Annotated in this window: 16 protein-coding genes; 13 read left to right on the plus strand and 3 right to left on the minus strand. The window is 70.6% G+C overall.

From position 1 onward, the window contains the following. The first annotated feature begins 149 nt into the window (after positions 1-149). The 6 genes from miaA (at position 150) to hflX (ending at position 8,151) form a co-directional block, all read left to right on the plus strand. A complete protein-coding gene (gene miaA / locus ACFYY1_RS36915; RefSeq protein ID WP_388593505.1) occupies positions 150-1,088 on the plus strand; it encodes a tRNA (adenosine(37)-N6)-dimethylallyltransferase MiaA in 939 nt (312 codons plus the stop codon). 107 nt (positions 1,089-1,195) lie between these two features. After that, positions 1,196-1,633, plus strand: coding sequence for a hypothetical protein (locus ACFYY1_RS36920; RefSeq protein ID WP_388593557.1), 438 nt, complete (start codon positions 1,196-1,198; stop codon positions 1,631-1,633). A 115-nt stretch (positions 1,634-1,748) separates the two neighbouring features. Then, complete coding sequence (gene dapF / locus ACFYY1_RS36925) at positions 1,749-2,621, plus strand: diaminopimelate epimerase (RefSeq protein WP_388593507.1); 873 nt, start codon at positions 1,749-1,751, stop codon at positions 2,619-2,621. Positions 2,622-2,762: 141 nt separating this feature from the next. Next, entirely contained in the window at positions 2,763-4,934 is a 2,172-nt protein-coding gene (locus ACFYY1_RS36930) for a RelA/SpoT family protein (RefSeq protein WP_388593510.1), read from the plus strand. A 97-nt stretch (positions 4,935-5,031) separates the two neighbouring features. Continuing rightward, a complete protein-coding gene (locus ACFYY1_RS36935; RefSeq protein ID WP_388593513.1) occupies positions 5,032-6,486 on the plus strand; it encodes a M1 family metallopeptidase in 1,455 nt (484 codons plus the stop codon). A gap of 144 nt (positions 6,487-6,630) precedes the next feature. Then, positions 6,631-8,151, plus strand: a complete 1,521-nt coding sequence (hflX, locus tag ACFYY1_RS36940) for a GTPase HflX (protein ID WP_388593515.1) — start codon at positions 6,631-6,633, stop codon at positions 8,149-8,151. 81 nt (positions 8,152-8,232) lie between these two features. Here hflX and ACFYY1_RS36945 read toward each other — a convergent pair whose 3' ends face one another. After that, positions 8,233-9,402: a trypsin-like serine peptidase gene (locus ACFYY1_RS36945; RefSeq protein WP_388593518.1), complete on the minus strand. Its 1,170-nt coding sequence runs from the start codon at positions 9,400-9,402 to the stop codon at positions 8,233-8,235. Positions 9,403-9,671: 269 nt separating this feature from the next. Then, on the minus strand, positions 9,672-10,892 hold the full coding sequence (locus ACFYY1_RS36950; RefSeq protein WP_388593521.1) for a trypsin-like serine peptidase: 1,221 nt from the start codon (positions 10,890-10,892) through the stop codon (positions 9,672-9,674). A gap of 328 nt (positions 10,893-11,220) precedes the next feature. Between ACFYY1_RS36950 and ACFYY1_RS36955 the strand changes: the two genes are divergently transcribed. The 5 genes from ACFYY1_RS36955 to ACFYY1_RS36975 are packed head-to-tail and all read left to right on the plus strand — an operon-like array spanning position 11,221 to position 19,346. Next, positions 11,221-12,600: a diaminobutyrate--2-oxoglutarate transaminase family protein gene (locus ACFYY1_RS36955; protein ID WP_388593523.1), complete on the plus strand. Its 1,380-nt coding sequence runs from the start codon at positions 11,221-11,223 to the stop codon at positions 12,598-12,600. Positions 12,601-12,629: 29 nt separating this feature from the next. After that, positions 12,630-14,510, plus strand: coding sequence for an IucA/IucC family protein (locus ACFYY1_RS36960; RefSeq protein ID WP_388593526.1), 1,881 nt, complete (start codon positions 12,630-12,632; stop codon positions 14,508-14,510). A 44-nt stretch (positions 14,511-14,554) separates the two neighbouring features. Beyond that, on the plus strand, positions 14,555-15,379 hold the full coding sequence (locus tag ACFYY1_RS36965) for a GNAT family N-acetyltransferase (RefSeq protein WP_388593528.1): 825 nt from the start codon (positions 14,555-14,557) through the stop codon (positions 15,377-15,379). Between the two features lie 60 nt (positions 15,380-15,439). Continuing rightward, positions 15,440-17,338 carry an IucA/IucC family protein gene (locus ACFYY1_RS36970; RefSeq protein WP_388593530.1) on the plus strand — a complete coding sequence of 633 codons (1,899 nt, stop codon included), beginning with the start codon at positions 15,440-15,442 and terminating at the stop codon, positions 17,336-17,338. Between the two features lie 37 nt (positions 17,339-17,375). Then, positions 17,376-19,346, plus strand: a complete 1,971-nt coding sequence (locus tag ACFYY1_RS36975) for an ATP-dependent DNA helicase (protein ID WP_388593531.1) — start codon at positions 17,376-17,378, stop codon at positions 19,344-19,346. Positions 19,347-19,447: 101 nt separating this feature from the next. Here the strand turns inward: ACFYY1_RS36975 and lexA are convergent, their stop codons facing one another. Then, entirely contained in the window at positions 19,448-20,239 is a 792-nt protein-coding gene (gene lexA / locus ACFYY1_RS36980) for a transcriptional repressor LexA (RefSeq protein WP_266729304.1), read from the minus strand. Between the two features lie 519 nt (positions 20,240-20,758). Between lexA and nrdR the strand changes: the two genes are divergently transcribed. Further along, complete coding sequence (gene nrdR, locus ACFYY1_RS36985; RefSeq protein ID WP_351262443.1) at positions 20,759-21,271, plus strand: transcriptional regulator NrdR; 513 nt, start codon at positions 20,759-20,761, stop codon at positions 21,269-21,271. 160 nt (positions 21,272-21,431) lie between these two features. Beyond that, complete coding sequence (locus ACFYY1_RS36990; protein ID WP_388593533.1) at positions 21,432-24,326, plus strand: vitamin B12-dependent ribonucleotide reductase; 2,895 nt, start codon at positions 21,432-21,434, stop codon at positions 24,324-24,326. The last annotated feature ends 40 nt before the right edge of the window (positions 24,327-24,366 follow it).

The following is a 24,366-nucleotide window of genomic DNA, read 5'->3' on the forward strand; positions in this document are numbered from 1 at the left end:
ACTGTGAATTCTACTGGCGTGCGAGACGATCCGCGCCGCCCGGAGGGGTGCGGCAGGCGGGTCCGGGCCGGGGCGGCGAACGATTGCCGTTCCCGGCCGGTCACCTCACTCGTTCGGGAAGAGCGCCGGAGGTTTGCGAGACTGTGGCAGTGAGAAGTTCAGCTCCCGCACCGCGGGTCATCACCGTCGTCGGCCCCACTGCGGCCGGAAAGTCCGATCTGGGCGTATTTCTTGCTCAGCAGCTCGACGGCGAAGTGGTCAACGCCGACTCCATGCAGCTCTATCGGGGGATGGATATCGGTACCGCGAAGCTGACGCTCGCCGAACGCGAATCCGTCCCGCACCACCTGCTGGACATCTGGGACGTCACCGAGACCGCCAGCGTCGCCGAGTACCAGCGGCTGGCCCGCGCCGAGATCGACCGGCTGCTCGCCGCCGGCCGCGCCCCCGTCCTTGTCGGCGGCTCCGGGCTCTACGTGAAGGGTGCCATCGACGCCCTGGAGTTCCCCGGCACGGACCCCGACGTGCGGGCCAGGCTGGAGGAGGAGCTGGCCGAGCGCGGCTCCGGAGCGCTGCACGCCCGGCTCGCCGCCGCCGACCCCGAGGCGGGCCGGGCCATCCTGCCCGGCAACGGCCGCCGGATCGTCAGGGCCCTCGAAGTCATCGAGATCACCGGCAAGCCCTTCACCGCGAATCTCCCCGGTAACGATGCGGTGTACGACACCGTCCAGATCGGCGTCGACGTGGCCCGACCCGAACTCGACGAACGCATCGCCCTGAGGGTCGACCGGATGTGGGCGGCCGGGCTCGTGGACGAGGTGCGCGCCCTGGAGGCGCGCGGCCTGCGCGAGGGCCGGACCGCGTCCCGGGCGCTCGGCTACCAGCAGGTACTCGCCGCGCTGGCCCGGGAATGCACCGAGGACGAGGCCCGCGCCGAGACCGTCCGCGCCACCAAGAGATTCGCCCGCCGTCAGGACTCGTGGTTCCGCCGCGACCCGCGGGTCCACTGGCTGAGCGGCGCCGCGGAACACCGCGGGGAACTCCCGCGCCAGGCGCTGGCGTTGATCGAACGAGCGGTTACAGCCTGATCACGTGATGGCATCGGGAAGCCCTGCCCGTCATTTCGACGACCCGGAGCGTGCCATCATCGAGCATCGATCGACCAGTGGAGTCCGAGTTGGGAGGGCGCGTGGCGATGGAGGCCGGCCCTCGCGACACTGAACAAGACGCACCGGACGCCCTGCACGGAGCGGGAAGTCTGAGCCCCGACGGGCCGGACGAGCCGGCGGCGACCCCCGAGGTCGAGGTCGAGCTGCGGCCCGCTCGGAAGCTGCGGATCTGGCAGCTGGCACCCATCGTCATGCTTGCCGCGGTGGGATCGCTGATGTTCGCCTTCCCGCTCGCCTTCGAGTTCGGCGACGGCGGCGCCGTCGTGGCCATGCTCGGCCTGCTGATCAGCTGCTGCGCCGCGGGCTGGGGCATGATGGCCGCCCGCCGCGTGGGATACACCTGGCCCGGCCTGCCTCAGCGGGGCTCGGGCGAGCGTTCGGACTGGCGGGTGATCGCCCTGTACGTCGCGGTCGGCGGCACACTGGTCGCCCTGGCCGTCTGGCGGGTGGCACGGCTCCAGTGACGCCGGAGCCGTCCCGGGGGCGGTACGGCTTCCGTGGCGGCCGGAGCCTTCGTGCCGACGCCCGCGGGGCGGGCCTGGGGCGTCGGTTGTCGGCGCTGTTTCGTACAGTTGCCCTGTGAGCACCTCGCAGATCGCCTTCCTCAAGGGTCACGGCACCGAGAACGACTTCGTGATCGTTCCCGACCCGGACAACGCCATCGACCTGCCCGCTTCCACCGTCGCCCGGCTCTGCGACCGCCGGGCCGGTATCGGCGGTGACGGACTGCTGCACGTCGTGCGGTCCGCCGCGCACCCCGAGGCGCAGGCCATGGCCGCCGAGGCCGAATGGTTCATGGACTACCGCAATGCGGACGGCTCGATCGCCGAGATGTGCGGCAACGGGGTCCGGGTCTTCGCCGGATACCTCCAGCGCGCCGGGCACGTCGAGCAGGGCGACCTCGCCGTCGCGACCCGGGGCGGCGTGAAGAAGGTGCACATCGCCAAGGACGGCGCCATCACGGTCTCCATGGGGCGCGCCCTCCTCCCCGAGGACGGCGTCACGGTCAGCCTCGACGGCCGCAGCTGGAACGCCCGCAACGTGAACATGGGCAACCCCCACGCGGTCGCCTTCGTCGACGACCTGACGCACGCCGGCGACCTGCTCTCCGTACCGCCCTACAGCCCCGCGGCCGTCTACCCCGACGGTGTCAACATCGAGTTCGTGGTGGACCGCGGGCCGCGCCATGTCGCCATGCGGGTCCACGAGCGCGGCTCCGGCGAGACCCGCTCCTGCGGCACGGGCGCCTGCGCCGTGGCCGTCGCCACGGCCCGCAGGGACGGCGCGGACCCCACGGAGACCGGCACCCCGGTCACGTACACGGTCGATCTGCCCGGCGGCACCCTCCTGATCACCGAGCGGCCGGACGGCGAGATCGAGATGACGGGACCGGCCGTGATCGTCGCCGAGGGGCTGATCGACCCCGCCTGGCTCGAAACGGTGGCTGGTTAGAACTTCGCTCGAATGGGTGATCCCTTTCACGCTGGGCGAGAGCGGCACTCCGCCGCGTGGTGGGCTCGGTAGCATCAAGCACCGGCCCGGAGGAGCGACCGCACCTCCCCACCGCCGGTCGACGTCGCCGGAGGTGCCCCCATGAGCGCAGAGGCCACCAGCCCAGGTGCCCCCATCCGCAGACGGGGCCGTCCCCGGATCGATCTGCGCAGGCTCGGCCGCGTAGCGCTGCTCGGCCCCGTCTCCCGCGACCGGCTGCCCGATGCCATCGGCCATGTCGCCGAGGCGCACCGGGCCCACCACCCGGATGCCGACCTCTCGATCCTGCGCCGGGCCTACGTACTCGCGGAGTCCTCGCACCGGGGCCAGATGCGCAAGAGCGGCGAGCCGTACATCACGCACCCGCTCGCGGTCACCCTGATCCTCGCCCAGCTCGGCGCCGAGACGACGACGCTCACCGCGTCGCTGCTCCACGACACCGTCGAGGACACCGATGTGACCCTCGATCAGGTGCGGGAGCAGTTCGGCAAAGAGGTCTGCTATCTCGTCGACGGCGTCACCAAACTCGAAAAGGTCGACTACGGGGCGGCGGCCGAGCCCGAGACCTTCCGCAAGATGCTGGTCGCCACCGGGGACGACGTCCGGGTCATGTCCATCAAGCTCGCCGACCGGCTGCACAACATGCGCACCCTCGGCGTGATGCGGCCCGAGAAACAGGCCAGGATCGCCAAGGTCACCCGCGACGTACTGATCCCGCTGGCCGAACGGCTCGGGGTACAGGCACTCAAGACCGAGCTGGAGGACCTCGTCTTCGCGATCCTCCACCCGGAGGAGTACGAACGGACCCGCACGCTGATCGACGCCGCGTCGGCGCGGCCGGACGGCTCCGGCGCCGCCCGTCAGGACCCGCTCGCGGCCATCTCCGAGAACGTCACGACGGTGTTGCGGGAGGCCGGCATCCCCGCCGAAGTCCTCATCAGGCCACGCCACTTCGTGTCCGTGCACCGGGTCGGCATCAAACGCGGCGAGCTGCGCGGCACCGACTTCGGCCGGCTGTTGGTGCTGGTCGGCGAGGACGCCGACTGCTACGCCGTGCTCGGTGAACTCCACACCTGCTTCACGCCGGTGATCTCCGAGTTCAAGGACTTCATCGCCGCCCCCAAGTTCAACCTCTACCAGTCGCTGCACACCGCCGTCGTGGGCGAGGACGGGGCGGTCGCCGAAGTCCTCATCCGTACCCACCGGATGCACAAGGTCGCCGAGGCCGGAGTCATCGCCCTCGGCAATCCGTACGCCGCGGACAACGGCACCGGCCCCCAGGCAGCCGAACCCGCCGACGGGGAGCGCGCCGACCCCACCCGGCCCGGCTGGCTCTCCCGGCTCCTGGAATGGCAGCAGTCCGCCCCGGACCCCGACACCTTCTGGACCACGCTCCGCGCCGATCTGGCCCAGGACCGGGAGATCACGGTCTTCCGGACCGACGGCGGCACGCTCGGGCTGCCCGCCGGAGCCAGCTGCGTGGACGCCGCCTACGCGCAGTACGGGGACGAGGCGCACAACTGCATCGGCGCCCGGGTCAACGGCCGCCTGGCCACGCTCGGCACCGTACTCAGCGACGGCGACACCGTGCAGCTGCTGCTCGGCGAGGACGCCGCCTCCGGCCCCTCGCCCGACTGGCTCGACCACGCCCGGACCCCCGCCGCCCGCATCGCCATCACCGGCTGGCTGGACGCCCACCCCGAGGACACCCGCGGCCCGCAGGGCGCCCGGCCCGCGGGGACCGGACCCGAGCAGCAGGCGCAGGGGCACACCAGGCCCGGACCGCAGGCTCACCAGACGGCCGGCACCGGGTCCGCCATGGCCGCGAGCGCCGTGGTGGACGGGCCGGACGCCCCCGTACGGCTCGCGGGCTGCTGCACCCCCGTGCCGCCCGACGCGGTCACCGGATTCGTCGTGCGCGGCGGCGCCGTCACCGTGCACCGCCTGGAGTGCTCCGCCGTCGCCCGGATGCGGTCCGTCGGCCGGAAGCCGGTCGGGGTGAGCTGGGGAGAGGCCACCGAGTACCGGGTCACCCTGGTCGCCGAGTCCTTCGGACGCCCCCGGCTGCTCGCCGATCTCACCGAGGCGATCGCGACGGCGGACGCGGCGATCATCGCCGCCACTGTCGAACCCCCCAGCGAACAACGCGTCCGGCACACCTACACCCTGCAACTCTCCGACGCGGCCGGACTGCCGGCCCTGATGCGCGCCATGCGTGACGTGCCCGGGGTGTACGACGTGAGTCGCGCCCAGCACCGAGCGGCCACCGTCTGACCCCGCCGGCCGGAGCCATCTGCCCACAGAGGTCTCGTTCGGGTGGCGCGGCGCGCGCCGCGCCCGTCCGGCGGGAAGTCGCTGGTAGCGGTAGTTCATGCCGTTCATCTCCCGCCGCCTGCGGGCCGCCCTGCTGGCCACCGCATCAGCCACCCTCGTCGCAGCCACCCTCCCCTCGCCCGTGCCGCTCGGCATCGGCGATCCGCTCTTCCCCCACCTCGGCAATCCGGGGTACGACGTCCGCGCCTACGACATCGCAATGACCTACCACGGCGACAACAACAAGCCGCTGGACGCCGTCACCAGGATCGACGCGCGGACCACCGAACCCCTCGACCGGATCAACCTCGACTTCACCCGGGGCACGGTCCGCGGGGTCGAAGTCAACGGACTTCGCGCCGACTTCGCCGTCAAGGACGAGGACCTGGTCATCGAGCCAGTGGGCCGGCTCCCCGCCGGGGTGCCGCTGCGCATCACCGTCCGGCACACCAGCGACCCCAGCGGCGACCAGAACACCGGTGGCTGGCTGCGTACCGCCGACGGCCTGGCCATGGCCAATCAGGCCGACGCCGCGCACCGGGTCTTCCCGAGCAACGACCACCCCGCGGACAAGGCGTACTTCACCTTCCGGGTCACCGCGCCCAAGGGCCTCATCGTGGTGGCCAACGGACTGCCCGCCCGCACGGCCCGGCACGGCGCCGACACCACCTGGACCTACCGGACCGAACACCCCATGGCCACCGAACTGGCCCAGGTCTCGATCGGCCGGTCCACCGTCCTGCACCGGACCGGCCCGCACCGGCTGCCGATGCGCGACGTGGTGCCCACCGCCGACCGCGAGCGCCTCGAACCCCTGCTCAGCAGGACCCCCGCCCAGCTGGAGTGGATGGAACAGCAGGTCGGCCGCTACCCCTTCGAGACCTACGGACTGCTCGTCGCCGACACCAAGACCGGCTTCGAACTGGAGACCCAGACGCTCTCGCTCTTCGAGCGGTCCCTGTTCGTCGGGGCCGACTACCCCGAGTGGTACCTCGAATCGATCATGGTGCACGAGCTCGCCCACCAGTGGTTCGGCAACAGCGTCTCCCCGCAGCGGTGGTCCGATCTCTGGCTCAACGAGGGGCACGCCACCTGGTACGAGGCCCGCTACGCCGAGGACCACGCCGACAAGTCGCTGGAGGACCGCATGCGTGAGGCGTACACCAGGTCCGACGGCTGGCGCGCCGCGGGCGGTCCGCCGGCCCGCCCCGACGCCCCGGCGCCCGGACACAAGATCAGCCTGTTCCGGCCGGTGGTGTACGACGGCAGCGCGCTGATCCTCTACGCGCTGCGCCAGAAGATCGGCAGCAGCGCGTTCGACCGGGTGGAGAAGAGCTGGGTGAAGAAGCACCGGGACTCCAACGCGACCACCGAGGACTTCGTCCGCCTGGCGTCCCGGACCGCGGGCCGCGACCTGACCTCGTTCTTCGACGGCTGGCTGTACGGGGAGAAGACCCCGCCGATGCCGGGGCACCCGGACTGGCGCAGCACGGCGCCCGCCGCACAGCGCTAAACCCGGGTGACCGGCGAGGCGCGGCCGTGCCACTATCGACGGGTCGCCGCGGCGGCCGGACCGGAGATTCCCGACGGAGGGAATCATCGGAAGGGGTCACGCGTTGTGACTGATGTAACGGAATTCCAACGACGTAAGGATCCAATGACCTCCTCTTCTTCCCTTCCCCAGGACGCGCAGGACGCGCAGAGTGCTACGGAGAATGCCACCGAAAGCCTCACCGAGAGCCTTCGGGCCGACGCCCTGATGGAAGAGGACGTCGCCTGGAGCCACGAGATCGACACGGAGCGGGACGGCGAGCAGTTCGACCGCTCCGAACGCGCCGCGCTGCGGCGTGTGGCCGGGCTCTCCACCGAGCTCGAAGATGTCACCGAGGTCGAGTACCGACAGCTGCGCCTGGAGCGCGTGGTGCTGGTCGGTGTCTGGACGTCGGGGACCGTGCGTGACGCGGAGAACTCCCTCGCGGAGCTGGCCGCACTGGCGGAGACGGCGGGCGCCCAGGTGCTCGACGCCGTCTTCCAGCGCCGCGACAAGCCGGACCCGGCCACCTACATCGGTTCGGGCAAGGCGCTGGAGCTGCGCGACATCGTCCTCGAATCGGGGGCCGACACCGTCGTCTGCGACGGTGAGCTCAGCCCCGGCCAGCTGATTCACCTGGAAGACGTCGTCAAGGTGAAGGTGGTCGACCGGACCGCCCTGATCCTCGACATCTTCGCCCAGCACGCCAAGTCCCGAGAGGGCAAGGCGCAGGTCTCGCTGGCACAGATGCAGTACATGCTGCCGCGGCTGCGAGGCTGGGGTCAGTCGCTCTCCCGTCAGATGGGCGGCGGCGGTTCCAGCGGCGGTGGCGGCATGGCCACCCGTGGTCCCGGTGAGACCAAGATCGAGACGGACCGGCGCCGGATCCGCGAGAAGATGGCGAAGATGCGCCGGGAGATCGCGGAGATGAAGACGGGCCGCGAGATCAAGCGCCAGGAGCGCAAGCGCAACAAGGTGCCGTCGGTCGCCATCGCCGGCTACACCAACGCGGGCAAGTCCTCGCTGCTCAACCGGCTCACCGGCGCAGGCGTCCTGGTGGAGAACGCACTGTTCGCCACCCTGGACCCGACCGTGCGCCGGGCCGAGACGCCGAGCGGCCGGCTCTACACCCTGGCCGACACCGTCGGGTTCGTACGGCATCTGCCGCACCACCTCGTCGAGGCGTTCCGCTCCACCATGGAGGAGGTCGGCGAGTCCGACCTGATCCTCCACGTGGTGGACGGCGCGCACCCGGCGCCGGAGGAGCAGCTCGCCGCGGTGCGCGAGGTGATCCGCGAAGTGGGCGCGGTGGACGTGCCCGAGATCGTGGTGGTCAACAAGGCGGACGCGGCCGATCCGCTGGTGCTTCAGCGACTGCTGCGCATCGAGAAGCACGCGATCGCCGTCTCGGCGCGCACCGGCGCCGGTATCGAGGAGCTGCTCGCACTCATCGACACCGAACTGCCGCGGCCGTCGATCGAGATCGACGCGCTCGTCCCGTACATCCAGGGCGGACTCGTCTCCCGGGTGCATGCCGAGGGCGAGGTGATCTCCGAGGAGCACACGTCGGAGGGCACCCTGCTCAAGGCGCGGGTGCACGAGGAGCTGGCGGCCGAGCTCTCCTCGTTCGTCCCCGTGGCGCACTGACCGCGGCGCGACAAGGCGCGTGACGCCCGAAGGCCCGCCCCGACCAGGGGCGGGCCTTCGGCCGTCGTGGGGTGGCGGCGGTCAGCGGCCGGCGAACTTCTCGCTCGTCGTGGTGAAGACGTCCTTGGCGCCCGGACCCAGGTGGGGGCCGGCGAGCCAGCCCGAAGTCACCGGCCCGATGGACGTGTTGGAGACCAGCACCGACTTGCCGTCACTGCCCTTGCGGAACCAGCCGCCGCCGGACGACCCACCGGTCATGGTGCAGCCGATGCGGTACATCGCCGGAGTGCTCGGGCTGATGGAGAGCCGGCCGGGACGGTCGACGCACTTGTGCATGATCAGGCCGTCGTACGGGGGAGCGGCCGGGTATCCCCAGGCGCCCATGGCATCGATCCGAGAGATCTCAGGAGCGTCGAAGTCGACCGACAGGGCGTTGCCCACGGTCTCCTCCAGGGACTTGGTGCCCTTCTCCGGCTTCACGTGCAGTACCGCGTAGTCGTAGGGGGCGCCCTCGCCCCCGGTGGGTCCGCCGTCGGCGAGCCATTCACCCGAGGTCGTCGCCCAGTCCGCCCAGTACGCGCCGTACGGGGCGATCTCCTGCGGCTGCGCGCTCTGCAGGGCGGCGGCGGACTTGCCCTTGTCGTTGTACGCGGGCACGAAGACGATGTTGCGGTACCAGCCGCCCTTCGAACCGGCGTGCACACAGTGCCCTGCGGTCCACACCAGGTTGGACTTGCCCGGGTTCTCGGGGTCCTTGACGACCGTGCCCGAGCAGACCATCGAGCCCTCGGGGGAGTCGAAGAACACCTTGCCGACCGGGGCCGCGTAGTCGTGGTACGGCGTCTTCTCGCGCTCGGCCTGCACCGGAGCGGGCTCCGGGTCGCTGATGCCCTGACCACCGGAGGCGTCGCCGGCCGCCATGGTCTTCGCCGGGTCCTTGGCCGACTTCATCCGGTCGGGCTTCCACAGCCCCTCGATGACCGGGTTGACGAAGTCCTTGGCCTCACGCAGCCACTTGTCCTTGTCCCAGTTCTTCCACTCGCCGTTCTTCCACTTCTCCGGGTCGACACCGTGCTTCTTCAGCGTCTCGGCCAGACCGTCGGGCAGGGAGCCGCCGGCGTCCTGGCCGCCCGGGGATTCGGCGGCGGGCTTGCCGGCCGCGTCGTCCTCGCTCGGACCGCAGGCCGTGGCCGTCAGCGTGAGCGCGGCGACGAGACCGGTCGCGGCGAGCAGCGGACGTATGGATCGCATGGAAAGGTTCCCCCTGAAATTGCCAAAATTGCCATGAACGTGTCACATGGCTCGACGGGCCGGGCCAACGGCCACCGAACATGCAGGGGCCACCCTATGACGGTCCGGGGCATGCTCCCCGCCACGGCCGCACGTCCCGCACACGGCACGACCGGGCGGCGGTGCCGCACGACGGACAGGGGCCCCCGGCACGCAACTGCCGTGCCGGGGGCCCCTGATGCGCTGTCGCCGTCACCGCTCCCGTGGCCGGGACGGATGACGGCCCGTCATCACTGTCCCGCGTACTTCTTGCTGACCGAGTCGTAGACGCCCTTGGCCTCCTTGCCGAACCGCGGCCCGGCCAGCCAGCCGGCCGTCACCGGCCCGATGGAGGTGTTCGAGACCAGCGCGGGCTTGCCGTCCTGGCCGTTGGCGACCCAGCCACCGCCCGAGGCGCCGCCGGTCATGGTGCAGCCGATGCGGTACATCGTCGGGTCCTGAGCGGTGAGCGAGAGCCGGCCCGGCTTGTCCGCGCACTGGAACGCCTTCTGGCCGTCGTACGGCGGAGCGGCCGGGAAGCCGGTCGCGGTCATGCTGTCGATCTTCGGCACGGCCGGGGCGTTGAACTCGACGGGCAGCGCGGAACCGACCGTCTCCTCCAGAGACTTGCCCGTCGAGCCCTTCTCCGGTGTCACGTGCAGCACCGCGAAGTCGTACGGCGCGCCCTGACCGCCCACCGAGGCACCCTGCGAGATCCACTGGTCGGACGTCTGCGCCCAGGTGCCCCACCACACGCCGTAGGGGGCGATCTCCTGCTTCGTCGCCTTCTTCAGCTCGGCGAGCGAAAGGCCCTGGTTGTTGTACGACGGCACGAAGGCGATGTTGCGGTACCAGCCGCCCTTCTTGCCGGCGTGCACGCAGTGCCCCGCGGTCCACACCAGGTTGGACTTCCCGGGGTGCGCCGGGTCCTTCACCACGGTCGCGGAACAGACCATGGAGCCCTCGGGGCCGTCGAACAGCAGTTTCCCGGACTCCGCGGCGTTGGCGTGGTACGGCGTCCCGACGCTCGTGGCCCGGACCGGCACGGGCGTCGGGTCCGTCACGCCGACATCGCCCGAGATGTCGTTGTCGACCGGCTTCTCCGGCGACTTGTCCGCGTCCCGCATCCGGTCCGGGTCCCAGAGGTCCTCGATGATGGGGTTGACGAAGTCCTTGGCCTCACGCAGCCACTTGTCCTTGTCCCAGTTCTTCCACTCGCCGTTCTTCCACTGGTCGAGGTCGATCCCGTGATCCTTGAGCCGGTCCTTCAGATCGTCCGGGATGGTGATCTTGCCGTCCGAGGACTGGCCGGCGGGAACGCTCGGCTTGTTGCTCGCGTTGTCCTCCTCGGGACCGCAGGCGGTGGCGGTGAGCGCGAGGACCGCGGTGGCCGCGGCCACGGCGAGCACCGACGAAGGCCGGCGGCGCCCCCTCCCCTGACGTACGGCGAGAGCCGGTCGAATGAGTCGCATGTGGTGATCCCCCTGGGACTTCGTAACTCAACACTTCTGTACTGCACCGCGGTACTGCTCCGAGCCACCTGCTCCGAACAAGCTGCGGACTCCCGGACGACTTTCCGAGGTCCGGTGCGGCCCCCACTATGCCGGTGCCGATGGGGACGGCGAGCGGCAGGGCCGTGGTTCCGCCCCCGCAAGGATCTTCCGATTTACCCGTGCTCCGCCGCGCCCGGCGTCGTTGGTACGTGCGAGGGACTCGGGAGAAGCGTTCATCCCCGCAGTCCGTCCGTGCGCCGACGTACTGATGTGCAACGCAACCGTTACAGCGGGAGGACCGACAGCCGTGGCCGTGACCGAACCAGCCCCGGTGGCAGCACCGGCGGTGCACGAGGGGATCCTGCGCCGCCAGTCGCTGCGCGAATCCGCCGCCCGTACCTATGCGCGTTCGCTGCCGATCGTGCCGGTGCGGGCCCGCGGGCTGACCATCGAGGGCGCCGACGGACGGCGGTACCTCGACTGTCTCTCCGGAGCCGGCACCCTGGCGCTCGGCCACAACCACCCGGTCGTCCTGGAGGCGATCAAGAAGGTGATCGACTCGGGTGCGCCGCTGCACGTGCTCGACCTCGCCACCCCGGTCAAGGACGCCTTCACCACGGAGCTGTTCGCCAGCCTGCCGCGGCGGTTCGCCGACAACGCCCGGATCCAGTTCTGCGGACCGGCGGGCACGGACGCGGTCGAGGCGGCGTTCAAACTGGTCCGCGGAGCGACCGGCCGCAGCGGCCTGCTCGCCTTCACCGGCGCCTACCACGGGATGACGGCGGGTGCCCTCGCCGCCTCGGGCGGCGCCGAGGACGTACGGGTGACCAGGCTGCCCTTCCCCCGCAACTACCGCTGCCCCTTCGGCATCGGCGGCGAGCGCGGCGCGCGGATCGCCGCCCGGTGGACCGAGAACCTCCTGGACGACCCGAAGGGGGGCACCCCGGCACCGGCCGGGATGATCCTCGAACCGGTGCAGGGGGAGGGCGGGGTGAACCCCGCGCCCGACAGCTGGATGCGCCGGATGCGCCAGATCACCGAGGCCCGCTCCATCCCCCTGATCGCCGACGAGGTCCAGACGGGCGTCGGACGCACCGGTGCCTTCTGGGCGGTCGAGCACAGCGGCATCGTGCCCGACGTGATGGTGCTCTCCAAGGCGATCGGCGGTTCCCTCCCGCTCGCCGTGATCGTCTACCGCTCCGAACTCGACACCTGGCAGCCGGGCGCCCACGCCGGCACCTTCCGCGGCAACCAGCTCGCGATGGCGGCGGGCACCGCCACCCTCGCCTTCGTACGGGAGAACGGCCTCGCCGAGCGCGCCGCGATCCTCGGCGCCCGTATGCTCGCCCGCCTCCAGGCACTCGCCACCGACCACCCCACCATCGGTGACGTACGCGGACGCGGCCTGATGATCGGGATCGAGCTGGTCGACCCGGACGCCGCCCATCCCGACGACGGCCCCGAGCCGCCGCCCGCCCCCGCCCTCGCCGCCGCCGTCCAGCAGGAGTGCCTGCGCCGCGGGCTCATCGTCGAACTCGGCGGACGCCACTCCACCGTCGTGCGCCTCCTCCCTCCCCTCACGCTCACCGACGAACAGGCGACAGCGGTCGTGGACCGCCTCGCCGACGCCCTGGCAGCCGCCGAGCGCCTGCCGCACCACCGCACCACGACCGGGTCGCTCCGCTGACCCCGGACACCTTCACAAGAAAGACCGCCGTGAACCCCACCCCCACCCCCACGCCCCAGGCTGACGGCTCGTCCCCCACCCAGCAGCTCGCCGGCCCGCTCGTCGTCGAACAGTCCACCGTGCCGCGCCAGATGACGGCACCGCACGACGAGCGCCGCACCCCGAAGTTCTCGGCCACCGGCAGGGCGGCGGCAGACCCGCTCGACCACCCGGACCCGCTGCGGGCCGCCGACACGGCGGGTACGGAGAACCTGCTGCGCTGCTGGGTCCGGGAAACCGGTCTGTCCGGGCCGGACGGGCGCACACTCCGCATCCCCCTCCCCGCCAGCGGCACGGCCCTGCTCGTCCCCGTCCTGTACTGGTCGGCCACGGGCTGGCACCGCTTCGGCGCGCCCGTCCTGGAGGGGGCACCCGAAGGAGCACCGCCCGCCGACGCCGTCACGATCGCCGCGCTGCTGGGCCGCGAGGCCGGCCGCGACGAGGGGGCCGACATGGTGGCCCGGGTCGCCGATTCGGTACGCCGTACCGCCGGATTCATCGCCGAGCGGCGCCACGCCCCCCACGCCCCGGCCGAAGCGGACCTCTTCCTCACCGCGGAGCAGTCGCTTCTGCTCGGCCACCCGCAGCACCCCACCCCCAAGAGCCGCGAAGGGCTCTCCGACGCCGAATCGCGCCTCTACTCGCCCGAATCGCACGGCTCCTTCGCACTGAACTGGATGGCTGTCGACCGGTCCGTCCTGGCCACCGACTCCGCCTGGACCGACGGAGGCCGCCCGGTGCCGGCCACCGAGCTGATCACCGCCCACGCCCAGGGACTGGACCTCCCCGACCACACCGCACCGATTCCGCTCCACCCCTGGCAGGCCCGCGAACTCCGCCACCGTCCCGAAGTGGCCGCCCTGCTCGACGCCGGACTCCTCCACGACCTCGGACCGCACGGCGAACGCTGGTACCCCACCTCCTCCGTCCGCACCGTGCACCGGCCCGGCGCCGAGGTGATGCTCAAGCTCTCCCTCGGCGTCCGCATCACCAACTCCCGCCGCGAGAACCTCCGCAAGGAACTCCACCGCGGAGTCGAGGTCCACCGGCTGCTCCGCAGCGGGCTCGCCACCCAGTGGCACGCCGCCCATCCCGGCTTCGACATCGTCCGCGACCCCGCCTGGCTCGCCGTCGACGGCCCGGACGGCGAACCCGTCCAGGGACTCGACGTGATGCTCCGCCACAATCCGTTCGGGCCGCTCGACGACGCGGTCTGCATCGCGGCCCTGACCTCCCCCCGCCCGTGGCCGGGCAGGACGGGCATGCACTCGCGCCTCGCCCGGATCGTCCTCTCGCTGGCCGCCGCCACCGGACGGACCGTGGGCGCGGTCGCCGCCGAGTGGTTCCTGCGCTATCTGGACCGCGTCGTGGCCCCCGTGCTCTGGCTCGACGCGCACGCGGGCGTCGCCCTCGAAGCCCACCAGCAGAACACCCTGGTGCTGCTCGACCCCGAGGGCTGGCCCGTCGGCGGCCGGTACCGCGACAACCAGGGCTACTACTTCCGCGAGTCCCACCGGGCGGCGCTGGAGCACCGGCTCGCCGGCATCGGATCGGTCAGCGACACCTTCGTCTCCGACGCGGTCACCGATGAACGCTTCGCCTACTACCTCGGCATCAACAACGTGTTCGGCCTGATCGGGGCGTTCGGCGCCCAGCACCTCGCCGACGAACGCGTACTCCTCGCGGCCTTCCGCCGCTTCCTCGGCCCGGCCGCCGCCATGGGATCCCCGCTCCCCACGCACCTGCTGGAAATGACCCACCTGCGGTGCAAGGCCAACCTGCTGACCCGGATGCACGGCCTGGACGAACTGGTCGGCCCCGTCGACACCCAGTCCGTCTACGTGACCATTGCCAACCCCCTGTGTGCCTGAAGGAACATGATTACCGCCTGAACCGCCGAGAGGAGAGCGACACCGTGGCTCCCGCCGATGCGCACACCGACGCCGGGACCGGCCCTGCCCCGCAGGCCGACACAGGTGCCGAGGACACCCTGGACCTGGAGCTCTCCGAAGAAATCCTCGCGCTGTTCGGGGAGGACCCCCCGGACACCGAGGCACCGCACCTGCCGCCCGGCGCGCCCGCGTCACCCTCGTCTCCCGCGCCGTCCGTCCCGGGCGGCGCGGGCTCGGCGTTGCGCGCCCGCCCGGCCGTCAGCAGGGCGGCCGCCTCCGAACTGCTCGACCACCCGGCCGACTGGCGGCCGGTCACCACCCCGGCCGGAGTCTTCCAACTCGTCCCCGTACGGCTCGAACGCGATCTCGCCGTGCTGACCCGCTGGATGAACGACCCGGCCGTCGCGGCCTTCTGGGAGCTCGCCGGACCGGAGGCCGTCACGGCCGCCCATCTGCGCCCCCAGCTGGAGGGCGACGGGCGCAGCGTCCCCTGCCTCGGCGTGCTGGCAGGCATTCCCATGAGCTACTGGGAGATCTACCGGGCCGATCTCGACCCGCTGGCACGCCACTACCCCGCCCGTCCGCAGGACACCGGAATCCACCTGCTCATCGGCGGTGTGCACCACCGCGGACACGGCGTCGGCACCACCCTGCTGCGGGCCGTCGCCGACCTCGTGCTCGACAACCGCCCCCGGTGCGCGCGTGTGGTCGCCGAGCCCGATCTGCGCAACACCCCGTCCGTCTCGGCCTTCCTGAGCGCCGGCTTCCGCTTCTCCGCAGAACTCGAACTTCCCGAAAAAAGGGCCGCCCTGATGGTCCGCGAACGAATCCATCGTGCCCAACTGTGAACGAACCGCTGCCTCATTCACCCCGCTCGAACCCCATCGGTTCCGTCCCGAGGAGTCCCCGTGCCGAAATATCCCGCGAGCCATGATTCAGCGGAGTCGCCCGAGCTGCTCAGTACGCCAGAACTGAACCGGACGGTCTGGGACGGAGCCGCCGCCCGACTGCTCGCGAAGATGCTCGGCCAATTCGCCTACGAGGAAGTCATCGAACCGGTCGCGCAGGCCGACGGGGACGATGCGTACACCCTCGCACTCGACGACGGGACGACCCTCGTCTTCCGTGCCCGGCGGGGTGTGTACGGAAGCTGGCGCGTCGCTCCGGACTCGATTCTGGAAGTGCCGGGGAGCGCCCCCGGGACGCCGGACTGCGCAGGGCGCGACGGCGGCCTGACCACCGGGGCGAGTGCCGGGGCGGTGCCCTTCCGCGATCCGCTCCAGTTCCTCGTCCGCGCCCGCCGCCTCCTCGACATCGACGGCGCCACCCTCGGACACCTCATCCGGGAGATCACCACCACCCTGGCCGCCGACGCCCGGCTCGACCACACCGCGCTCCCCGCCGCCCGCCTCGCCGAGCTCGACTACGCCGAGCTGGAAGGCCACCAGACCGGCCACCCCTGGCTCGTCGCCAACAAGGGCCGCCTGGGGTTCTCCGCCGCCGACGCCGCCCGCCACACCCCCGAGGCCCGCAGGCCCCTCACGCTGCCGTGGATCGCGGTCTCCACGAGGATCGCCGCCTACCGCGGAGTGGCCGCCCTGGCCGGCCCGGAGCGGCTGTACGCACAGGAGCTCGACCCCCCGGTCCGCGACTCCTTCGCCGCCGCGCTCCGTGCCCGCGGCCTCGATCCCGACAGCTACCTCCTCCTTCCCGTGCATCCCTGGCAGTGGGACGAATGGATCGTTCCGGTCTTCGCCCCCGCCATCGCCGCCGGTGACATCGTCGCGCTCCACCCCGACACGGACCTCAGACTGCCGCAGCAGTCCATCCGCACCTTCAGCAACGTGGCCCGCCCCGACCGGCACACCGTCAAGCTGCCCCTGTCGATCCTCAACACGTTGGTCTGGCGCGGACTGCCCACCGAGCGCACCCTCGCGGCCCCCGCCGTCACCGCCTGGGTCCACGGCCTGCGCGACCAGGACGCCTTCCTGCGCGACACCTGCCGGGTCATCCTGCTCGGCGAAGTGGCCTCGGTGACCGTCGAGCACCCGCTCTACGACCACCTCCCCGAGGCCCCGTACCAGTTCAAGGAGATCCTCGGCGCGATCTGGCGCGAACCCGTTCAGCCGCGACTCGCGCCCGGGGAGCGGGCCCGGACCCTCGCCTCGCTGCTCCACACGGATCCGCGGGGCCGCGCCTTCACGGCCGAGCTCGTCGCCCGCTCCGGGCTGACCCCCACCGTCTGGCTGACGCACCTCTTCGCCGCGCTGCTGCCGCCGCTGCTGCACTTCCTCTACCGGTACGGCACGGTCTTCTCCCCGCACGGCGAGAACGCCATCGTGGTCTTCGACGGCCAGGACGTACCGGTGCGCCTGGCGATCAAGGACTTCGTCGACGACGTGAACATCAGCGCCCGCCCGCTGCCAGAGCACGAGTCGATGCCCGAGGACGTCCGCCGGATCCTGCTCACCGAGGAACCCTCCTTCCTCACCCAGTTCATCCACTCCGGACTGTTCATCGGGGTGTTCCGCTTCCTCTCCCCGCTGTGCGAGGAACAGCTGGGGGTTCCGGAGGCCGATTTCTGGTCACTCGTCCGGGCCGAGATCCTGCGCCACCACGCCCGCTTTCCCGAGCTCAAGGAGCGGTTCGAGATGTTCGACCTGCTGACACCACGCATCGAACGCCTCTGTCTGAACCGCAACCGCCTGCACGTCGACGGATACCGGGACCGCCCCAAGCGCCCGCACGCGGCCAAGCACGGGACCGTTCCCAACCCGCTCCATCCCGCCGCCGGTGTCCGGGAGTGACCCTGTTGTCAGTGACGCCCCGTACGCTGGTCGGGCTATGACGAAGCCATCCCTCCCCGAGCTCCTGCACGCCGCCGTGACCGCCGTCGGCGGTACGGAACGACCTGGTCAGGCCGCCATGGCCGAGGCCGTCGCAGCGGCCGTCGACGACAATTCCCATCTGCTCGTCCAGGCCGGCACCGGCACGGGCAAGTCCCTCGGCTACCTGGTGCCCGCGCTGGCGCACGGGGAGCGGGTCGTGGTGGCGACGGCGACGCTGGCGCTCCAGCGCCAGCTCGTGGAGCGCGATCTTCCGCGCACGGTCGACGCACTGCATCCGCTGCTGCGCCGGCGCCCCGCTTTCGCCATGCTCAAGGGGCGGTCCAACTACCTCTGTCTGCACCGGCTCCACGAAGGCGTGCCGCAGGACGAGGAGGAGGGGCTCTTCGATCAGTTCGAGGCCGCCGCCCCGTCGAGCAAGCTCGGTCAGGACCTGCTGCGGCTGCGGGACTGGTCGGACGACACCGAGTCCGGTGACCGCGACGACCTCACGCCCGGAGTCTCCGACCGTGCCTGGGCACAGGTCTCCGTCTCCTCCCGCGAATGCCTGGGCGCCAGCAAGTGCGCGTACGGCGCGGAGTGCTTCGCCGAGCTCGCCCGTGAGCGGGCCAAGCTCGCCGATGTCGTCGTCACCAATCACGCGCTGCTCGCCATCGACGCCATCGAGGGTGCGCCGGTGCTCCCGCAGCACGAGGTGCTGATCGTCGACGAGGCCCATGAGCTGGTCTCCAGGGTCACCGGTGTGGCCACCGGCGAGCTCACCCCCGGGCAGGTCAACCGCGCGGTGCGCCGAGCGGCGAAGCTGGTCAACGAGAAGGCCGCCGACGCGCTGCAGACCGCCTCGGAAGGTTTCGAGCGGGTCATGGAGCTGGCGCTCCCCGGCCGCCTGGAAGAGGTCCCCGAGGACCTCGGCTACGCACTGCTGGCGCTGCGCGACGCCGCGCGCACCGTGATCTCGGCCCTCGGCGCCACGCGCGACAAGTCCGTGCAGGACGAGGACGCGGTCCGCAAGCAGGCCCTGGCTTCGGTGGAGACGATCCACGGCGTCGCCGAGCGGATCACCCAGGGCTCCGAGTACGACGTCGTCTGGTACGAGCGCCATGACCGCTTCGGCGCCTCCCTGCGGGTCGCACCGCTCTCCGTCTCGGGGCTGCTGCGGGAGAAGCTCTTCACTGAGCGTTCTGTCGTCCTGACCTCGGCCACGCTCAAGCTCGGCGGGGATTTCAACGGGGTGGGGGCCTCGCTCGGCCTGGCTCCCGAAGGCACCGCGGGCGACGACCTTCCGCAGTGGAAGGGGCTCGACGTCGGCTCGCCGTTCGACTACCCGAAGCAGGGCATCCTGTACGTCGCCAGGCATCTGGCCACGCCGGGGCGGGAGAGTTCCCGCACCGACATGCTGGACGAGCTCGCCGAGCTGGTGGAGGCGGCGGGCGGGCGCACTCTCGGGTTGTTCTCCTCGATGCGGGCGGCCCAGGCCGCCGCGGAGGAGCTGCGCGGCAGGCTGGACAAGCCGATCCTTCTGCAGGGCGAGGAGACGCTGGGCGAGCTGATCAAGAACTTCGCCGCCGATCCCGAGACCTGTCTCTTCGGCACGCTCTCGCTCTGGCAGGGCGTCGATGTGCCGGGCCCCAGCTGCCAGCTGGTGATCATGGACCGGATTCCGTTCCCGCGCCCCGACGATCCGCTGATGAGCGCGCGCCAGAAGGCGGTCGAGGAGGCGGGCGGCAATGGGTTCATGGCCGTCGCGGCGACGCATGCCGCGCTGCTGATGGCCCAGGGAGCGGGCCGGCTGGTCCGGGCCACGGGCGACAAGGGCGTGGTCGCCGTACTCGATCCGCGCCTGGCCAATGCCCGGTACGGCAGCTATCTGCGCGCCTCGCTGCCCGACTTCTGGTACACCACCGACCGGAACCAGGCGCGCCGCTCACTCGCGGCGATCGACGCGGCGGCCAAGGCCGACGGCAAGTAGTCCGCTTCGGGCGCCCGGCTCCACCTCGGATGCCCGGCGGCACAAGCAAGACCCCGGGATCGGCGCAGTGGATCCCGGGGCCCGGTCGGAACCGGCGGATTTCATACCCGCCGCAGCACCGCCACCACCTTGCCGAGGATGGTCGCCTCGTCGCCCGGGATCGGCTGGTACGCGGAGTTGTGCGGGAGCAGCCAGACATGGCCGTCCTCCCGCTTGAAGCGCTTGACCGTGGCCTCGCCGTCCAGCATGGCCGCCACGATGTCGCCGTTCTCCGCGACGGGCTGGCGGCGCACGGTGACCCAGTCGCCGTCGCAGATCGCCGCCTCGATCATCGAGTCACCGACGACCTTGAGCACGAACAGCTCGCCGTCACCGACGAGCTGGCGGGGGAGCGGGAAGACGTCCTCGACCGACTCCTCGGCGAGGATCGGGCCACCGGCGGCGATCCGGCCGACCAGCGGCACGTACGACGCCGCGGGCTTGCCGGTCGTGTCGGTGGGCTGCGAACTGGGCTGGTCCGAACCACGGACCTCGTACGCCCGCGGGCGGTGCGGGTCGCGGCGCAGGAAGCCCTTCCGCTCCAGGGCCATCAGCTGATGGGCGACGGAGGACGTGCTGGACAGGCCCACCGCCTGACCGATCTCCCGCATCGAGGGCGGATATCCACGCCGCTGCACGGAATCCCGGATCACCTCGATCACCCGCCGCTGCCGGTCCGTGAGCCCCGAGCTGTCCGCCCGGATTCCAGGAGGTCGGCCGGGCAATGAGCGCGCTGGGCGCGGCTCCGGCCCCTCCATGTTCGTGACTGAGTCATTCATGGCATGCACCGGCTCGAATCGGCTCTGGGAGCGGTCCTGGGCAGTGATGGTGGCACTGTCAGCGGTGGTGGTCACGTCGGCCCCTCTCGAATGGTCTCCCTAGCTGGACAACGGTAGTAGCTTTCGAAAGGTTGCGCCAAACACACGTTCGAGTGAAAAACGAATAAAAGTCTGCCGCGTGTTCTCTGCCGGGTGTATGTGCGATGACTGGGACGGCCAGGGGGGTCCGGATCGGACCGCAATTCGGTTTTTCACCGTAGTGGCCGTCGGTGCGGCAGCGTCGTGCGGGGTGTCCGTCGGGCCGTTGTTCGAGTCCGACAGTCGGGGCCCCGTAATCCTGGCGGCCGGACCGTTCCCGTAACCTCGTACACGGCCGTACGCTGCCTGCCGGTCGCTCGTGATGCGCGACACGCGGTAGGGCCGAATGCGCACTCAAACCCAAGATCTAGTGGTTGGATTGTTTCAGCCACCCAGAAGTTGTGGTCCCTGGTCCGCCGGGGGTGTGGCCATCGCCTATGCTTGTGACAGCTTCGAGGGGCCCCGGCGGGCCCTGGAGAGGCTATTCAGTCGTGCTGTGAAGGAGGGTTGGGAGCCATGCACTGCCCCTTCTGCAGGCACCCCGACAGCCGGGTCGTCGACAGTCGCACCACCGACGACGGCACGTCGATCCGACGCCGCCGCCAGTGCCCCGACTGCTCCCGCCGTTTCACGACGGTGGAGACCTGTTCGCTGATGGTGGTGAAGCGCAGCGGCGTGACCGAACCCTTCAGCCGCACCAAGGTCATCTCCGGTGTGCGCAAGGCGTGCCAGGGGCGGCCGGTCACCGAGGACGCCCTCGCCAAGCTCGGCCAGCGGGTCGAGGAGGCGGTGCGCGCCACCGGCAGTGCCGAGCTGACCACTCACGACGTGGGCCTGGCGATCCTCGGCCCCCTGCAGGAACTCGACCTCGTCGCGTACCTGCGCTTCGCGTCCGTGTACCGGGCGTTCGACACACTCGAAGACTTCGAGGCCGCCATCGCGGAACTCCGTGAGCGGCGGCCTCGCGTGGAAGAACGCGGGAGGGGCGAGATCCTTGAGGTCCCCGTTCCCGCCGTCGCCGCCGACTGATCGGCACCGGCCGACCGACACGGTTCCGTGGATCGGCGGCCGGGCGGCTTCATAGACCTGCTCCGGGCGCTCTGCGTGGCGTCCGAGGCATCAGAGACAGACTGTGCCCCGGGAAGTTCTGGGCACTTCAGGGCGTTTTTGCCCACATATGGGAGGCGGCATGACAGAGACGGCGAGCGGCCCGGCACGAGGTTCCCGCGCCAAGGGAGCCAAGTCGAGCAAGGGTCTGCGTATCGAGCGCATCCACACCACCCCCGGCGTACATCCGTACGACGAGGTGGCGTGGGAGCGCCGTGACGTCGTCATGACCAACTGGCGCGACGGCTCGATCAACTTCGAGCAGCGTGGCGTCGAGTTCCCCGACTTCTGGTCGGTGAACGCGGTCAACATCGTCACCAGCAAGTACTTCCGCGGGGCCGTCGGCACCCCGCAGCGCGAGACCGGTCTGCGTCAGCTGATCGACCGGATCGTGAAGACGTACCGCAAGGCCGGTGAGGACCACGGCTACTTCGCCTCCCCCGCGGACGCCGAGATCTTCGAGCACGAGCTGGCGTACGCCCTCCTGCACCAGATCTTCAGCTTCAACTCGCCGGTCTGGTTCAACGTCGGAACGCCCCAGCCGCAGCAGGTCTCCGCCTGCTTCATCCTGGCCGTCGACGACTCCATGGAGTCGATCCTCGACTGGTACAAGGAAGAGGGCATGATCTTCAAGGGCGGCTCCGGCGCCGGCCTGAACCTCTCCCGTATCCGCTCCTCCAAGGAGCTGCTCTCCTCCGGCGGCAACGCCTCCGGTCCGGTCTCCTTCATGCGCGGTGCCGACGCCTCCGCCGGAACGATCAAGTCCGGTGGCGCCACCCGGCGCGCGGCCAAGATGGTCATCCTCGACGTCGACCACCCCGACATCGAGAACTTCATCGAGACCAAGGTGAAGGAGGAGGAGAAGATCCGCGCCCTGCGCGACGCGGGCTTCGACATGGACCTGGGCGGCGACGACATCACGTCCGTCCAGTACCAGAACGCCAACAACTCGGTCCGCGTGAACGACGAGTTCATGAAGGCCGTCGAGTCCGGCGGCAAGTTCGGGCTGCGTGCCCGGATGACCGGTGACGTCATCGAAGAGGTCGAGGCCAAGTCCCTCTTCCGCAAGATGGCCGAGGCGGCCTGGGCCTGCGCCGACCCGGGCATCCAGTACGACGACACCATCAACGCCTGGCACACCTGCCCGGAGTCCGGCCGGATCAACGGCTCGAACCCGTGCTCCGAGTACATGCACCTGGACAACACCTCGTGCAACCTCGCCTCGCTGAACCTGATGAAGTTCCTCAAGGACGACGGCAAGGGCAACCAGTCCTTCGAGTCCGAGCGCTTCGCCAAGGTCGTCGAGCTGGTCATCACCGCGATGGACATCTCCATCTGCTTCGCGGACTTCCCGACCCAGAAGATCGGCGAGAACACCCGCGCCTTCCGCCAGCTCGGCATCGGTTACGCCAACCTCGGCGCCCTGCTGATGGCGACCGGCCACGCCTACGACAGCGACGGCGGCCGCGCCCTCGCCGGTGCCATCACCTCGCTGATGACCGGCACCTCGTACAGGCGCTCCGCCGAGCTCGCCGCGGTCGTCGGCCCGTACGACGGCTACGCCCGCAACGCCGAGCCGCACCAGCGCGTCATGAAGCAGCACGCCGACGCCAACGCCGCGGCCGTCCACATGGACGACCTGGACAACCCGATCTGGGCCGCCGCGACGGAGGCCTGGCAGGACGTGATCCGGCTCGGCGCGAAGAACGGTTTCCGCAACGCGCAGGCCTCGGTCATCGCACCCACCGGCACCATCGGTCTCGCGATGTCCTGCGACACCACCGGCCTGGAGCCCGACCTCGCCCTGGTCAAGTTCAAGAAGCTGGTCGGCGGCGGCTCGATGCAGATCGTCAACGGCACCGTCCCGCAGGCCCTGCGCCGCCTGGGCTACCAGGAGGAGCAGATCGAGGCGATCGTCGCCCACATCGCCGAGCACGGCAATGTGATCGACGCCCCCGGCCTGAAGACCGAGCACTACGAGGTCTTCGACTGCGCGATGGGTGAGCGTTCCATCTCCGCGATGGGTCACGTGCGCATGATGGCCGCGATCCAGCCCTGGATCTCCGGCGCGCTCTCCAAGACGGTGAACCTGCCGGAGACGGCCACCGTCGAGGACGTCGAAGAGGTCTACTTCGAGGCGTGGAAGATGGGCGTCAAGGCGCTCGCGATCTACCGCGACAACTGCAAGGTCGGCCAGCCCCTCTCCGCGAAGACCAAGGAGAAGGAGAAGGAGGCGGTCACCGCCAAGGCCGAGGAGACCATCCGTACCGCGGTCGAGAAGGTCGTCGAGTACCGCCCGGTCCGCAAGCGCCTCCCCAAGGGCCGTCCCGGCATCACCACCTCCTTCACGGTGGGCGGCGCCGAGGGCTACATGACCGCCAACTCCTACCCGGACGACGGTCTCGGCGAGGTCTTCCTGAAGATGTCCAAGCAGGGCTCCACCCTCGCCGGCATGATGGACGCCTTCTCCATCGCCGTCTCGGTCGGTCTGCAGTACGGCGTCCCGCTGGAGACGTACGTCTCGAAGTTCACCAACATGCGCTTCGAGCCGGCCGGCATGACGGACGACCCGGACGTGCGGATGGCGCAGTCGATCGTCGACTACATCTTCCGCCGCCTCGCGCTGGACTTCCTGCCGTTCGAGACCCGCTCGGCACTCGGCATCCACTCGGCCGAGGAGCGTCAGCGCCACCTCGACACGGGTTCGTACGAGCCCTCCATCGATGACGAGGAACTGGACATCGAGACCCTGGCCCAGTCCGCCCCGGTGCGGACGGAGCCGCTGAAGGCGGTGGCCCCGGTGCAGGAGGCGGAGAAGCCCGCCCCGAGGACCGCGCACACCTCGGCGGAGCTCGTCGAGATGCAGCTCGGCATCAGCGCGGACGCGCCGCTCTGCTTCTCCTGCGGTACGAAGATGCAGCGCGCCGGATCCTGCTACATCTGCGAGGGCTGCGGCTCGACCAGCGGTTGCAGCTGACCGGCCGCGCGACCGCGCCGGACACACCGCCCCGCACGGT

The organism is Streptomyces sp. NPDC001890, from assembly GCF_042891445.1.
In the GTDB taxonomy this organism is placed as follows: domain Bacteria; phylum Actinomycetota; class Actinomycetes; order Streptomycetales; family Streptomycetaceae; genus Streptomyces.

Excerpts from the sequence above, each read along its gene's own strand:
- ACFYY1_RS36920 (WP_388593557.1), top strand. The coding sequence starts at position 1,196 with ATGGAGGCCGGCCCTCGCGACACTGAACAAGACGCACCGGACGCCCTG.
- ACFYY1_RS36930 (WP_388593510.1), top strand. The coding sequence starts at position 2,763 with ATGAGCGCAGAGGCCACCAGCCCAGGTGCCCCCATCCGCAGACGGGGC.
- ACFYY1_RS36935 (WP_388593513.1), top strand. The coding sequence starts at position 5,032 with ATGCCGTTCATCTCCCGCCGCCTGCGGGCCGCCCTGCTGGCCACCGCA.
- hflX (WP_388593515.1), top strand. The coding sequence starts at position 6,631 with ATGACCTCCTCTTCTTCCCTTCCCCAGGACGCGCAGGACGCGCAGAGT.
- ACFYY1_RS36945 (WP_388593518.1), bottom strand. The coding sequence starts at position 9,402 with ATGCGATCCATACGTCCGCTGCTCGCCGCGACCGGTCTCGTCGCCGCG.
- ACFYY1_RS36950 (WP_388593521.1), bottom strand. The coding sequence starts at position 10,892 with ATGCGACTCATTCGACCGGCTCTCGCCGTACGTCAGGGGAGGGGGCGC.
- ACFYY1_RS36975 (WP_388593531.1), top strand. The coding sequence starts at position 17,376 with ATGACGAAGCCATCCCTCCCCGAGCTCCTGCACGCCGCCGTGACCGCC.
- nrdR (WP_351262443.1), top strand. The coding sequence starts at position 20,759 with ATGCACTGCCCCTTCTGCAGGCACCCCGACAGCCGGGTCGTCGACAGT.
- ACFYY1_RS36990 (WP_388593533.1), top strand. The coding sequence starts at position 21,432 with ATGACAGAGACGGCGAGCGGCCCGGCACGAGGTTCCCGCGCCAAGGGA.